The sequence below is a fragment of the Actinospineispora eucalypti genome, from assembly GCF_039543365.1.
GTDB classification, from domain to species: Bacteria; Actinomycetota; Actinomycetes; order Mycobacteriales; family Pseudonocardiaceae; genus Pseudonocardia; species Pseudonocardia eucalypti.
In genome coordinates this window covers 179,372-192,031 of sequence record NZ_BAABJP010000007.1, presented here as the reverse complement: position 1 = coordinate 192,031, position 12,660 = coordinate 179,372, and the positions used below count along the sequence as shown (strand labels likewise).

13 protein-coding genes are annotated in these 12,660 nt (G+C 71.3%); 9 read left to right on the top strand and 4 right to left on the bottom strand.

Going from position 1 to position 12,660, the window contains the following annotated elements; translation table 11 throughout:
* Positions 1-68 precede the first annotated feature (68 nt).
* Positions 69-1,340 carry a cytochrome P450 gene (locus ABEB12_RS08420; protein WP_185064348.1) on the top strand — a complete coding sequence of 424 codons (1,272 nt, stop codon included), beginning with the start codon at positions 69-71 and terminating at the stop codon, positions 1,338-1,340.
* Between the two features lie 164 nt (positions 1,341-1,504).
* Here ABEB12_RS08420 and ABEB12_RS08415 read toward each other — a convergent pair whose 3' ends face one another.
* Entirely contained in the window at positions 1,505-3,136 is a 1,632-nt protein-coding gene (locus ABEB12_RS08415) for a long-chain-fatty-acid--CoA ligase (RefSeq protein WP_185064347.1), read from the bottom strand.
* A gap of 130 nt (positions 3,137-3,266) precedes the next feature.
* On the opposite strand from ABEB12_RS08415, the gene ABEB12_RS08410 reads away from it, so the two are divergent.
* From ABEB12_RS08410 to ABEB12_RS08400, 3 genes are read left to right on the top strand one after another with little or no spacing between them, the layout of a single operon-like run.
* Positions 3,267-4,598: a glutamate mutase L gene (locus tag ABEB12_RS08410; protein WP_185064346.1), complete on the top strand. Its 1,332-nt coding sequence runs from the start codon at positions 3,267-3,269 to the stop codon at positions 4,596-4,598.
* 9 nt (positions 4,599-4,607) lie between these two features.
* Positions 4,608-5,405 (top strand): thymidylate synthase, encoded by a 798-nt coding sequence (locus ABEB12_RS08405; RefSeq protein WP_185064345.1) that lies wholly within the window; start codon positions 4,608-4,610, stop codon positions 5,403-5,405.
* The gene (locus tag ABEB12_RS08400; RefSeq protein WP_185064344.1) at positions 5,402-5,860 is read left to right on the top strand and encodes a dihydrofolate reductase; all 459 of its coding nucleotides are present in this window, start codon (positions 5,402-5,404) and stop codon (positions 5,858-5,860) included. Before ABEB12_RS08405 ends, ABEB12_RS08400 begins: the two co-directional genes overlap by 4 nt.
* A gap of 82 nt (positions 5,861-5,942) precedes the next feature.
* Here ABEB12_RS08400 and ABEB12_RS08395 read toward each other — a convergent pair whose 3' ends face one another.
* Positions 5,943-6,740, bottom strand: coding sequence for a hypothetical protein (locus tag ABEB12_RS08395; protein ID WP_185064343.1), 798 nt, complete (start codon positions 6,738-6,740; stop codon positions 5,943-5,945).
* A gap of 200 nt (positions 6,741-6,940) precedes the next feature.
* Between ABEB12_RS08395 and ahcY the strand changes: the two genes are divergently transcribed.
* From ahcY to ABEB12_RS08380, 3 genes are read left to right on the top strand one after another with little or no spacing between them, the layout of a single operon-like run.
* Entirely contained in the window at positions 6,941-8,431 is a 1,491-nt protein-coding gene (ahcY, locus tag ABEB12_RS08390; protein WP_185064342.1) for an adenosylhomocysteinase, read from the top strand.
* 33 nt (positions 8,432-8,464) lie between these two features.
* Positions 8,465-8,953: an NUDIX hydrolase gene (locus ABEB12_RS08385; protein WP_345702666.1), complete on the top strand. Its 489-nt coding sequence runs from the start codon at positions 8,465-8,467 to the stop codon at positions 8,951-8,953.
* 18 nt (positions 8,954-8,971) lie between these two features.
* Complete coding sequence (locus tag ABEB12_RS08380) at positions 8,972-9,607, top strand: dTMP kinase (RefSeq protein ID WP_185064341.1); 636 nt, start codon at positions 8,972-8,974, stop codon at positions 9,605-9,607.
* On the opposite strand, the gene ABEB12_RS08375 is transcribed toward ABEB12_RS08380, so the two are convergent.
* Complete coding sequence (locus ABEB12_RS08375; RefSeq protein WP_185064340.1) at positions 9,608-10,483, bottom strand: LLM class flavin-dependent oxidoreductase; 876 nt, start codon at positions 10,481-10,483, stop codon at positions 9,608-9,610.
* A gap of 84 nt (positions 10,484-10,567) precedes the next feature.
* Here ABEB12_RS08375 and ABEB12_RS08370 point away from each other — a divergent pair, with 84 nt between their 5' ends.
* A complete protein-coding gene (locus ABEB12_RS08370) occupies positions 10,568-11,428 on the top strand; it encodes a sterol desaturase family protein (RefSeq protein ID WP_345702665.1) in 861 nt (286 codons plus the stop codon).
* 156 nt (positions 11,429-11,584) lie between these two features.
* Here ABEB12_RS08370 and ABEB12_RS08365 read toward each other — a convergent pair whose 3' ends face one another.
* A complete protein-coding gene (locus ABEB12_RS08365; RefSeq protein ID WP_185064339.1) occupies positions 11,585-12,034 on the bottom strand; it encodes a hypothetical protein in 450 nt (149 codons plus the stop codon).
* A gap of 85 nt (positions 12,035-12,119) precedes the next feature.
* Between ABEB12_RS08365 and ABEB12_RS08360 the strand changes: the two genes are divergently transcribed.
* A complete protein-coding gene (locus tag ABEB12_RS08360) occupies positions 12,120-12,611 on the top strand; it encodes a winged helix-turn-helix transcriptional regulator (protein ID WP_185064338.1) in 492 nt (163 codons plus the stop codon).
* Positions 12,612-12,660 lie beyond the last annotated feature (49 nt).

Here is a 12,660-nt window from a genome sequence, read left to right as displayed (position 1 = left end):
ACTTTTCTTACGACCGGCGTGCTGTTAGGAATGGATGTGATCCCACTCACCATTGACCTGGAGGGACCATGTCTGTCGAGACACCCATCGACTCCGCCGCGGCCGACCACCCACACTGTCCGATCGTCCACTACGACTACCGGCAGTCCGACCGGAAGCCGCTGGAGAGCTTCCGGGTGGCCGACGAGCTGCGTGTCTCGGCTCCGGTGCTGTTCGTGCCCGACAACGGTCAAATCGACGGGCACGGTGGGTTCTACCTCACCACTCGGCAGGAAGACATCTTCCGGGTTCTGCAGGACACCGAATCGTTCTCCAATTTCACCGGCGGGCCGGGCTACGGCAAGCCGCAACCGGTCACGCTGATCCCGCAGAGCCTGGACCCGCCGGAGCACGGCGTCTGGCGCAGGCTGGCGGTCCCGCTGTTCGCCCCCGGCCGGATCAGGGCGATGGAACCCAAGGTCCGGTCCCGGTGCGTCGAGATCATCGAGGGATTCGCGGCGCGGGGGGAGTGCGACTTCGTCAAGGACTTCGCCAAGGTCTTCCCCACCACCGTCTTCCTCGAGCTGATGGGGCTGCCGATCGAAGATCTTGACCGCTTCATGCGGTGGGAGACCGCGTTCCTGCACGGCGACGCGGAAAGCGACCCGGACGGGTCACGCCGCAAGACCGCCGGCGTCGAGATGGTGGAACTGTTCTCCCAGGTCATCGAGGAGCGGCGGGCCGAGATGGCCTCGGGCGCGCCGTCTCGCGACGACCTGATCGGCGCGGCGCTCGACTGGGAGATCGACGGGCGACCGGTTCGGCACGATGAGCTGCTGTCGTACTTCGTGTTGCTGTTCGTCGCCGGGCTGGACACCGTCACCGCCGAGCTGAGCTACGCCTTTCTGCACCTGGCGACGCACGACGCGGACCGCCGGCGGGTGACCCAGGATCCGTCGGTGGTGCCCACGGCGGTCGAGGAGATGCTCCGGGCGTTCCCGATCGTCCAACTGCCCAGGGTCGCCACCCGGGACACCGAGATCGCGGGCTGCCCGATAAAGGCGGGCGACGTGGTACTGAACCTGCTCGGTTCGGCCGGGCGGGACGAGCGCGACCGCGCCGGGGCCGACCAGATACAGCTGGACCGCGCGCCGAACCGCCACTTCACCTTCGGCGTGGGGCCGCATCGCTGCCTCGGTTCTCATCTGGCCCGGCAGGAGATGGCGGTGGCCCTGCGGGAGTGGCACCGGCGCATCCCCGAGTACCACATCCCGGAAGGTGCCCAAATCACCGAGGAATCCGGCAACATGTGGAGCCTTCGGACGCTGCCGCTCGCCTGGGCACCCGCTGTCTCGCTCTAGCGGCGTGTCGCCACCGGTGTCCCGAGTCAGTTAACCAGCGCCAGCTCCGGTCCGGGGCGGTGCGACTGCGCCACCGCCCCGGACGAGAACGCAACGGCCAGAACGCCGGCCGCCAGCGGTCGCCCGGGCGCCGGGACCATGGCGCGGCTTTCCGGCGCGGGACCCTAACTACCAGGAAGTTTGTAGCCGGCGAACTTGTCGCGGAGGGTCTTCTTGGAGAACTTGCCGACGCTGGTCTTGGGGACCTCGTCGATGAACTCGACGGCGTCCGGCAGCCACCACTTGGCCACCCGGGGCTTCAGGTGCTCGATCACCTCTTCGGCGGTCAGCGACTCCCCCGGCTTGACCACCACGCAGGCCACCGGGCGCTCCACCCAGCGTTCGTGCGGGATGGCGATCACCGCGGCCTCGGCCACCTTGGGGTGGGCCATGATCTCGTTCTCCAGCTCGACCGAGCTGATCCACTCGCCACCGGACTTGACCAGGTCCTTGGTCCGGTCCACCAGCCGGACGAACCCGTAGGAGTCGGCGGCAGCCACGTCACCGGTGCGCAGCCAGCCGTCCTCGGTGAACTGCGCGCCGCCGCCCTCGCCCTTGTAGTACTCCTTGGCGATCCACGGGCCGGCCGCCTGGATCTCGCCGGTCTGCACGTCGTCCCACGGCACGTCCTCGCCGGTGTCCGGGTCGACCAGGCGCAGGTCGACCAGCGGGGCCGACTGGCCCTGGCGCGCGCGGATGTCGGCGCGCTGGTCCTCGGTGAGCTCGGCGTGGTGGCTGCGCGGGCTGTACATGGTGGCGATCGGGCTGGTCTCGGTCATGCCCCAGGCGTGCAGGAACGGGATGCCCAGCTTCTCCCGGAACGCCTCGGACAGTGACTTGGGCGCCGCCGAACCGCCGCACAGCATCACCCGCAGGCTGGACAGGTCGTGGTCGTCCAGCAGCGGCAGCACGCCCATCCAGATGGTCGGCACCCCACCGGTCGCGGTGACCCTGTGCTTCTCCAGCAGGGACACGATGGCCCCCGGGGTCATGTTCGGCCCGGGGAAGACCATGGACGTGCCGGCCAGCAGGCAGCCGTAGGGCAGGCCCCAGGCGTTGGCGTGGAACATCGGCACGATGGGCATCACCACGTCGGTCTCCCGCAGCCCCGGGCCGTCCGCGATCAGCGAGATCAGCGAGTGCAGCACGGTGGAGCGGTGCGAGTAGACGACGCCCTTGGGGTTGCCGGTGGTGCCGGAGGTGTAGCACATCGCGGCGGCGGTGTTCTCGTCCGCGACCTCGAACCGGCCGGTGAACGGCTCGGACTCGGCGAGCAGCTGGGCGTAGTTCAGCACCCGGGGGTCGTCCGGCACCGGGTCGTCACAGCCGTCGTCGATGACCACGAAGTGGCGGACGTCCGGCATCTTGTCGGTCAGCGGCCACAGCTGCCCGAGCAGCGACCGGTCCACGAAGATGATCTCGTCCTCGGCGTGGTTGGCGATGTAGGTCAGCTGGTCGGGGAACAGCCGGATGTTCAGCGTGTGCAGCACCCGCCCGGTGCACGGCGCCGCCATGTACAGCTCCAGGTGGGCGGCGGTGTTCCAGCTGAACGTGCCGACCCGGGCGTCCTCGCTGATCCCGAGCCGGTCCAGCGCCGTGGCCAGCCGGCGCACGTTGACCGCCCAGTCCGCGATGGTGGTGCGCTCCTCACCGCCGCCCCAGGTGGCGGTGACGATCTCCTTGTGCCCGAAGAACTGTTCCGCCCGGTGGAAGATGTGCGGAAGGGCGAGCGGGCGGTCCTGCATCAGGCCGAGCATTTGTGATCTCCTCGGTGTCGTCTGTGGCAGCCGGGAATAAAGGGTCAGCTTCTCAGCGAGACCGTACCGTCAGTCGGCACGCGCTTGATATACCTGACGTAACGCTTCTGGCCGAATACCCTGCGGAGCCATGACCTCCCGGCCCGCCGTCTGCCTCGATGTGGGCTCGGGCTGGGTGAAAGCGCTCGGCATCGACTCGGGCGGCCAGCCCAGCGGCATCGCCCAGCAGGCGACGACACCCTCGGACCTGCTGGAGGGGGTGCACGCGGCGGCCTCGGCGGTGGGCCTGGCCGGGCCGCTGACCCCTCGCCGGCCGGCCGGCGAGGACTCCGGCGCCGAGCTGCTGGCCTGTTCCTCCGCCGGCGGCGGGCTGCGCCTGGCCGTGGTCGGCCTGGACCGGCTGGCCAGCACCGAGGCCGGTTACCAGGTGGCCTGCTCCTCGGGCGCGCGGCTGGTGCACGTGCAGGCCGGGCTGCTGGAGCCGAGCGGGGTGCGCGCGCTGCGCGCCGCCCGGCCGGACGTGGTGCTGCTGGTGGACGGGGTGGGTGCGGCCGCCCCGCAGAGCCTGCTGCGCAACGCCGCCCGGCTGGCCCGTGCCCGGGTGCGGGCGCCGATCGTGCTCTCCGTGCACGAGTCGGTGCGGGCGGATGCGCTCGCGCTGCTGCGGGCCACCGCCCGCAACGTGGTGACCGCCGAACCCGCGCTGCCCGCAACCGGCCGGGTCTCCCCCGGTTCGGCGCGCGCCGCCGTTGCCACGCTGCTCGGCGGCCACCTGGTCGGCGGGCGCGGTTCGGCCACCACCGCCCGGTTCCGCCGGCTGGCCCGGTACACCACTCCGCGCGCGGTCGGCCGGGGGCTGGTGGAGCTGGTCCGGGTGCGTGACGCCCCGGGCGGCGCGGTGCTGGCGGTGGACGTCGGGTCGTCCACCACGGACGTCTACTCGGCGCTGCCGGGCGACCCGCCGGAGCTGGCCCGCTCCACCTCGGAGGCCGACCTGGGCATGCGCCGCTCCGCCGAGGGCATCCTGACCGACGGCCAGGCCGCGGGACTGATCGACCCGGTGGAGGCCGACCTGCTCACCCCGGCGGTCCGCCGGCTGGCCGAGGAGACCGGCTACCTGCCGACCGACTCCGGCGGCCGGGCGGAGGACCGCCGGCTGGCCGCGCTGGCAGCGGTGCTGGCCGTCCGGCGGCACCTGCGGGTGGAGCGGGAGCGGCTGGCCGAGGTCGGTGTGGGCCTGGTGGTGCTCACCGGCGGGGTGTTCCGCCAGCCCGACCCGAACGAGCTGGCCTCGATCCGGGTGACCCTGCGCTCCGACTCCGAGCTGCGCGAACTGCTCGAGGACTGCCCGGTGGCGACGGACGACGGCTTCGCCCTGGCCCCCGCCGGCCTGCTGGCCGAGCGCGGCCGGCTGGAAGCCGCCCACACCGTGCTGGACGCGGCGATCGCGCCCGACAACTAGGCTCGCGGCATGCCGGACACCCAGTACGAAGACCTGCTCCGCCAGGTGCTGGACACGGGCGCGCACAAGCAGGACCGCACCGGCACGGGCACCCGGTCGGTGTTCGGGCACCAGCTGCGCTACCGGCTCTCTGACGGCTTCCCCCTGATCACGACCAAGAAGGTGCACTTCCGCTCGGTGGCCTACGAGCTGCTGTGGTTCCTGCGCGGCGACGGGAACGTCACGTGGCTGCGGGACAACGGCGTCACGATCTGGGACGAGTGGGCGGCGCCGGACGGCGGCCTCGGCCCGGTCTACGGCGTGCAGTGGCGCTCTTGGCCGACCCCGGACGGCGGGCACATCGACCAGATCGGCGAGGTGTTGCGCACGCTGCGGGAGAACCCCGACTCCCGGCGGATCATCGTGTCGGCGTGGAACGTCGCCGACATCCCCCGGATGGCGCTGCCGCCGTGCCACGCCTTCTTCCAGTTCTACGTCGCCGACGGCCGGCTCTCCTGCCAGCTCTACCAGCGCAGCGCGGACCTGTTCCTGGGCGTGCCGTTCAACATCGCCAGCTACGCGCTGCTGACCCACATGATCGCTTCACAGGTGGGCCTCGACGTCGGCGACTTCGTCTGGACCGGCGGCGACTGCCACATCTACGACAACCACCTCGACCAGGTCCGCACCCAGCTCGCGCGGGACGCGCGGCCGTTCCCCACGCTTCGGCTGGAGCCGGCGGACAGCCTCTTCGACTACTCCTACGAGCACATCGCGCTCGGCGGCTACGACCCGCACCCGGCCATCAAGGCACCGGTGGCGGTGTGATCGGGCTGGTCTGGGCGCAGTCGGCGAACGGCGTGATCGGCCGCGACGGCACGCTGCCCTGGCACCTGCCGGAGGACATGAAGCAGTTCCGCGCGCTCACCTCTGGCGCCACCGTCCTCATGGGCCGCCGGACCTGGGAGTCGCTGCCGCCGAGGTTCCGGCCGCTGCCCGGCCGGCGCAACCTGGTTCTTTCGGGCACTCCGCAGGAGGGCGTCGAAACGTTCCCCGACCTGCCGGCGGCCCTCGCCTCGGTGTCCGGGGACGTGTGGGTGATCGGCGGAAAGGCGGTGTACCGGGCGGCGCTGCCGTTCGCCGACCGGATCGTGGTCACCGAGATCCAGGAATCCTTCGACGGCGACGTGCACGCACCGGACGTCGGCCGTTCACCCGACTCCGTCGGAGCGTGGCAGGAGTCCTCAACCGGCCTGCACTACCGCTTCCTGACCTGGAACTGACGCCCGCGCATTGACATTGATCGCTTCCTGTGGCGGTTGAGCAGCGGAAATCGCGGCTGCACCGCCACAACTGACGATCAAGCTAGCTCGCGGCGGCGGTGACGATGGCGCGCAGCGCGGCCCCGTCGAGCCGGCCCTGCAGCGGGCGGGCTTCGGCGTTCACCACCGTCGCGTCCCGCGCCGTGGACGCGTAGTACCGCCCGGCGAACGGCGCGGCGCCACCCAGCGGCGTCATGTTGCCGGTGCCGACCCGGTCCAGCACGGCCTTCAGCCCGGCGGCGCCGGCGGCATCCGGCATGTGCACCCAGGCCACCGCGACCTGCGCGAGGCCGCCGTCCGGGGTGCGAACCTCCAGCAGCGAACGGCGCAACCCCGCGCACGGGTTCGCGCGCAGGAACTCCCGCGTGCCGCCGTAGGAGTTCGCGACGCAGTCCCGGTCCTCCTGGCCGCTGGTCTCGGTGGCGGTGAAACCGCGTTCCCGCAGCCGCGCGACGGTCCGCTCCACCGCGACCGCCGACGCCGTCCCGGCCGAGTTCGGCGCCGCCGGGGCGGCGGGATCCGGAGCCGCCGGATTCGGCGCCGCGGGGGCGGCCGGGACCGGAGCCGCGGGGGCAGCCGGAGCCGGGGCCGCGGCGTTCGGCGCGGCGGGAGGTGCCGGGTCCGGAGCGGGTCTGCCCGGGTTGGCGGCCGGATCGGTGGCCGGGGCGGCGGGCACCGGCCCGGCCCCGGCAGCGGGCGAGGCCTCGGCCTCGGGCCGCTCCGGGCTGGCCAACTGCAGGCCGAGCACCCCGGTACTGAGAATGAACATCAAGGCGACGGCGGCCACGAGCCAACCCCGGTTGTCGTTGATCGCCCTCGGCAGGTTCAACTCGGGAGTCACCCCAATGCATCTAGGTAGACAGCATGACGTAGCGGCATCACTCTAATGGGTAGCCCATTTACCACACGCTCCTCCCCAGAATCACCGTCCGTGATGGCGCGCACACGAGCAGCAACCGGACGAATTGGCCCCGGGAGTGTCCGATCGGCGTAGTAGCGTTCAACCCGGGAACGCGTCCAACCAGGAGGGTCTGAACCAACATGAGTGCACCGACCACGGAGACCGATCGGTCCGGCGGCCGCTTCCAGCGGCGCAACGGGCTGGACTTCGCGGTGGCCGATCTCGCGCTGGCCGAGTTCGGGCGCAAGGAAATCCGGCTGGCCGAGCACGAGATGCCCGGGTTGATGGCGCTGCGCAGGGAGTACGCGGAGGCCCGGCCGCTGCACGGTGCGCGGGTGTCCGGCTCGCTGCACATGACGGTGCAGACCGCCGTGCTGATCGAGACGCTGGTGGCGCTGGGCGCCGAGGTGCGCTGGGCCTCGTGCAACATCTTCTCCACGCAGGACCACGCGGCCGCCGCCGTGGTCGTCGGCCCGCACGGCACCGAGGAGGAGCCCACGGGCGTGCCGTGTTTCGCCTGGAAGGGCGAGTCGCTGCCGCAGTACTGGTGGTGCACCGAGCAGATGCTGGCCTGGCCGGGCCACGACGGGCCGAACATGATCCTGGACGACGGCGGGGACGCCACGCTGCTGGTCCACAAGGGCGTGCAGTACGAGCAGGCCGGCGTGGTGCCGAACCCGGATGACAACGACTCCGAGGAGTACCGGATCATCCTGGACACGCTGCGCGCCTCGCTGGCCGCCGACGCCCAGCGGTGGACCAGGGCCGCCGCCGAGATCCGGGGCGTCACCGAGGAGACCACCACCGGCGTGCACCGGCTCTACCAGTTCGCCGAGCGCGGAGAGCTGCTGTTCCCGGCGATCAACGTGAACGACTCGGTCACCAAGTCCAAGTTCGACAACGTCTACGGCATCCGCCACTCGCTGATCGACGGCATCAACCGCGCCACCGACGTGCTGATCGGCGGCAAGGTGGCCGTGGTCTGCGGGTTCGGCGACGTGGGCAAGGGCGCCGCCGCCGCGCTGGCCGGCCAGGGCGCGCGGGTGATCGTCACCGAGGCCGACCCGATCTGCGCGCTGCAGGCCCTGCTGCAGGGCTACCAGGTGGCCCGGCTGGAGGACGTGGTCAACAAGGCCGACCTGGTGATCACCACGACCGGCAACAAGGACATCATCACCGTCGAGCACATGGCCGCGATGAAGCACCAGACCATCGTGGGCAACGTCGGCCACTTCGACAACGAGATCCAGATGGCCGCGCTGGCCGCCTACCCGGGCATCCAGCGGATCACCATCAAGCCCCAGGTCGACGAGTGGATCTTCCCCGACGGGCACACCATCATCGTGCTCTCCGAGGGCCGGCTGCTGAACCTGGGCAACGCCACTGGGCACCCCAGCTTCGTGATGTCGAACAGCTTCGCCAACCAGACGATCGCGCAGGTCGAGCTGTTCACCAAGCACGAGGAGTACAACAAGGACGTCTACCGCCTGCCCAAGATCCTGGACGAGAAGGTGGCCCGGATCCACGTGCTGGCGCTCGGCGGCGAGCTGACCAAGCTCTCCAAGGACCAGGCCGAGTACATCGGGGTGGACGTGGAAGGCCCGTTCAAGCCCGAGCACTACCGGTACTGATCTGACTGTGCCGCCCCGCACGCACCGAACTGGGTGCGCGCTCAGCCAACGCGTTCCGCGCTGATGGCCCCGGGCGACGGCTGGGCCCGCTGCGCGCTCGGGCACCGGCACTGGGGCATCCACGGCGCGGCCGGCCTGCTACTCACCCACCACGCCCCGGACGGCGCTGGCTGGCTGCTCATGCAGCACCGCGCCTGGTGGGGCCACCACGGTGACACCTGGGGCCTGCTCGGCGGGGCGCGCGGCCCCGGCGAGACGGCGGAGCACGCCGCCCGCCGGGAAACCCTCGAGGAGGCCGGCGTGGACGTCGCCGACTACCCGGTCGGCGGCGTCTACACCGACGACCACGGCGGCTGGAGCTACACCACCGTGCTGGTCAGGGCGCCGTCGCTGCTGCCGGTCGGCGTGCTGTCCGGGGAGAGCACGGACGTCCGCTGGGTGGCGCTGTCCGAGCTGGCGGGTTTGCGCCTGCACCCCGGGTTCGCGGCCAGCTGGCCGGCGGTGCGGGCGCTGCTGGGGTAGCTCGTTACCCTGCTCGGCGTGGGACGGTTGGTGGTCATCGAGGGCCTGGACGGCGCCGGCAAGCGCACCCTGGCCGACGCGTTGACCGGGGCGCTCGCCGCGCGCGGCCGGTCGGTGCGGCGGGCCGCCTTCCCCCGCTACGACGGCGTGCACGGCCAGCTGGTCGCCGACGCGCTGCACGGCCGGGCGGGTGACCTGGCCGACTCGGTGTACGGCATGGCGGCGCTGTTCGCGCTGGACCGCCGGGAGGCGGCCGACCAGCTGCGCGCCGCGCTGGCCGAGGCGGACGTGCTGCTGGTGGACCGCTATCTGGCGTCCAACGCGGCCTACGGCGCCGCCCGGCTGCGCCAGCCCGCCCCCGGCCCCTTCACCGACTGGGTGCTCGACCGGGAGCTGGGCCGGTTCGGCATCCCGGCACCGGACCTGCAGCTGCTGCTGCGGGTGCCCAGCGAGGTGGCCGCCGCCCGCGCCGCGCACCGCGAGTCCACCGACGCCGGCCGCACCCGGGACGCCTACGAGTCCGACGACGAGCTCCAGGCCCGGTGCGCCGAGGCCTACGACGGGCTCGCGGCGGCGAGCTGGGTGAGCCCCTGGACCGTGCTGGACGGCACCGACACCGCCACCGCCGTGGACAAGCTCGCCGCGGAGCTGTAACTAGACCTCGGCGACCTGGGTGGCTTCGGTGAGCCGGTGCAGCTGGTCCACGGCCGGCGAGCAGGGGAAGAGCAACAGCTCGTCACAACCCGCCTCGGCGAACTCGTCGACCGTCTCCCGGATGGCGTTCACGCTGGTCAGTGCGCCTTCGGCAATCTTGGAGGAATAGTCGCCGACGAACGCGTAGTAGTCCCCGATGTAGGTGTCGGCGAGCAGGCGGGCGTCCGCTCCCAGTGCGTAGTAGGCCAGCGCGGCCAGCCGGGGGGCGCCCTCGCGGCCCGCCTCGGCCCAGGCCGCGCGGGCCCGGTCGGCGCCCTGGCGGAACATGTCTACGCCACCGCCGCCGCTGATCCAGCCGGCGCCGTGCCGCACCAGCCGGCGGAAGGTCGGTGCGCCCATCCCGCCGATGAGCAGCGGCGGGCCGCCGTACTGCACCGGGGCCGGACCGATCGGCCCGGCGGTGCCCCGGGGCGCGCCGTTCCAGACGTCGGCCAGTTCCTCCAGCTGCGCGTCGAACACCTCACCCCGGTTCTCGAAGTCGCTGCCGGTGGCGATGAAGTCGTCCGCGCGGCCACCCACCGCCAGCCCCAGGGTGAGCCGGCCGGCGGCGAAGCTGTCCACCGTGGACAGCTGCTTGGCCAGCAGCGTGCCGTTCCCCCGGAACGGCGCGATCATGATGCTGGTGACCAGCCGGACCCGCTCGGTCACGGCGGCAGCGGCGGCGAGGGTCGGAATGGTCTCGTGGCTGCCGTAGACCACCCGGTCCAGGGTCCCGATGCTGGCGTAGCCGGCCGCGTCGGCCTCCCGCGCCCAGGCGAGGACGTCCGCGCCGCTGGCCGAAGGGATGGTCGAGGGCAGCCCAACTCCGAGATCCATGCCCCGACCCTAGTGGCTGAAGGGTTGAGGTGACGGACGACGACGCGTAAGTTACCCGTGCGTAAACCTCGGGGTGGTGACGCCGTGCTCGACTCAATCCTCGCGCAGCTGCACGATCCGGTCAGCCACGCGGCGCCGGTGTTCGTGCTGCTCATCGTGGTCGAGATGATCGCGCTGCGACACCCCGACCCGGACCACCCGCCGCCGCGGGGCTACCAGCGGCCGGACACCCGGACCAGCCTGCTGATGGGCCTGATCGGGTCGGGTGTGGCGGTGCTGTTCCGGGCCGCTTCGCTGGTCGGCTACTCGGCGGTCTACGTCTACCTGGCGCCCTGGCACCTGCCCGCCGACGCCTGGTGGACCTGGGCGATCCTGCTGCTCGGCGTGGATTTCCTCTGGTACTGGTACCACCGGCTGTCGCACCGCGTGCGCATCGTCTGGGCCGCGCACCAGGCGCACCACTCCAGCGAGTACTTCAACTACTCCACCGCGCTGCGGCAGAAGTGGAACCTCTGGTTCGAGACGCTGATCTGGCTGCCCCTGCCGCTGCTCGGCATGCCGCCGGCGCTGGTCTACACCGGCTTCTCGGTCAACCTGATCTACCAGTTCTGGGTGCACACCGAGCGGATCGACAAGCTCCCCCGGCCCATCGAACTGATCTTCAACACGCCCTCGCACCACCGGGTGCACCACGGCAGCGACCCGGAGTACCTGGACCGGAACTACGCCGGCATCCTGATCATCTGGGACCGCCTGTTCGGCACATTCGCCGCCGAGACCCACCGCCCCCGCTACGGCCTCACCACCCCGGTAAACACCTACAACCTGCTGAAACTCCAGTTCGGCGAGTACGCGGCGATCGCCCGCGACGTCCGCCACGCCCGAACCTGGCGCCACCGCCTCGCCTACCTCTTCGGCCCCCCAGGCTGGCACCCCGCCCCCTAACCCGATTCAGTCGGTTTGGCACGGTGATTCAGTGGGTTTGGCACGGTGATTCAGTGGGTTTGGCACGGTGATTCAGTGGGTTTGGCACGGTGATTCAGTAAACGCTGTTGACTGAATCACCGTGCTCAAGTCACTGAATCAGGCTGGCGGTGGTGGTTAGGCGGGGACGGGGGTGCCTCCCGCCACCAGGGAGACGATGTCGGCCAGGCCGACCTGGCGGCCGAAGGCGCCCCAGTTGCCCTCTGGGACCTCGTGGATGTGCACCCAGGCGTGCGGCTGGCGGAAGAGGCGCTCCGAGTCCTCCTCGGCACCGGCCAGCACCCGGGTCACCCGTTGCACCATGTCGGCGCGCTTGGCGTCGTTCAGCGAGCCGGCCGGCACGCTGACCCGGGCCACGTAGCGGGGCGGCTCGGCGTCGGTGACCTCGGCGCCACCCACGAACCAGGCGTCCGGCTCGTGCAGCACCAGCCAGGAGATGGACCGCGCGGCCTCGTTGTCCGGCGCGCCCTCGGCGACCATCACCTCGGAGACCAGCGAGCGCAGTGCGGCCTGACCCCGCTCGGAGGCGAAGGCACCCTTCGGGGCGTACAGCTCGACGAACGGCATGACTACTGAGTCCTTTCATTGAACTATCAGACGCCGAGAACGCTAGACGTGGTGAGTTCAATGAGTCAACCCTTAAGATGACCAGGTGCAACGAACGAGCTTCGCCGAGATGCACTGCTCCATCGCGCAGACCCTGGAAGTGGTCGGCGAGTGGTGGAGCCCGTTGATCGTGCGCGACGTCTACCTGGGCCTGCACCGGTTCGACGACATCGCGGAGAACCTCGGCATCTCCCGCAACCTGCTCACCCAGCGGCTGAACTACCTGGTCGAGCACGGCGTGCTGGAACGCCGGCAGTACCAGGAGCGGCCGCCGAGGTACGGGTACCACCTCACCCGGGCCGGGTCGGAGCTGGTGCCGCCGCTGATGGCGTTGATGGCCTGGGGCAACCGCTGGGCCACGCCGCCCGGCGGGCCGCCGGTGCGGCTGGTGCACGACGGCTGCGGCGCCGAGTTCACCCCCACGGTGAGCTGCTCGAACTGCGGCGAGGAGGTCACCGCCGCCAACGTCACCCCCAAGGCCGGGCCGGGCGCGGCGGTCGGCCCGGGGACCTGGGTGCTGTCCCGCAAGCGCGCCTGACGGCCAGGCCGGGCAGCCCGTCCAGGACGTCCGCCACCAGCACGGCCGG

Coding starts and splice junctions, on each gene's coding strand:
- ABEB12_RS08365 (WP_185064339.1), bottom strand. CDS start 12,034: ATGCCGTTCGTCGAGCTGTACGCCCCGAAGGGTGCCTTCGCCTCCGAG.
- ABEB12_RS08405 (WP_185064345.1), top strand. CDS start 4,608: ATGCCGGACACCCAGTACGAAGACCTGCTCCGCCAGGTGCTGGACACG.
- ABEB12_RS08375 (WP_185064340.1), bottom strand. CDS start 10,483: ATGGATCTCGGAGTTGGGCTGCCCTCGACCATCCCTTCGGCCAGCGGC.
- ABEB12_RS08415 (WP_185064347.1), bottom strand. CDS start 3,136: ATGCTCGGCCTGATGCAGGACCGCCCGCTCGCCCTTCCGCACATCTTC.
- ABEB12_RS08420 (WP_185064348.1), top strand. CDS start 69: ATGTCTGTCGAGACACCCATCGACTCCGCCGCGGCCGACCACCCACAC.
- ABEB12_RS08410 (WP_185064346.1), top strand. CDS start 3,267: ATGACCTCCCGGCCCGCCGTCTGCCTCGATGTGGGCTCGGGCTGGGTG.
- ahcY (WP_185064342.1), top strand. CDS start 6,941: ATGAGTGCACCGACCACGGAGACCGATCGGTCCGGCGGCCGCTTCCAG.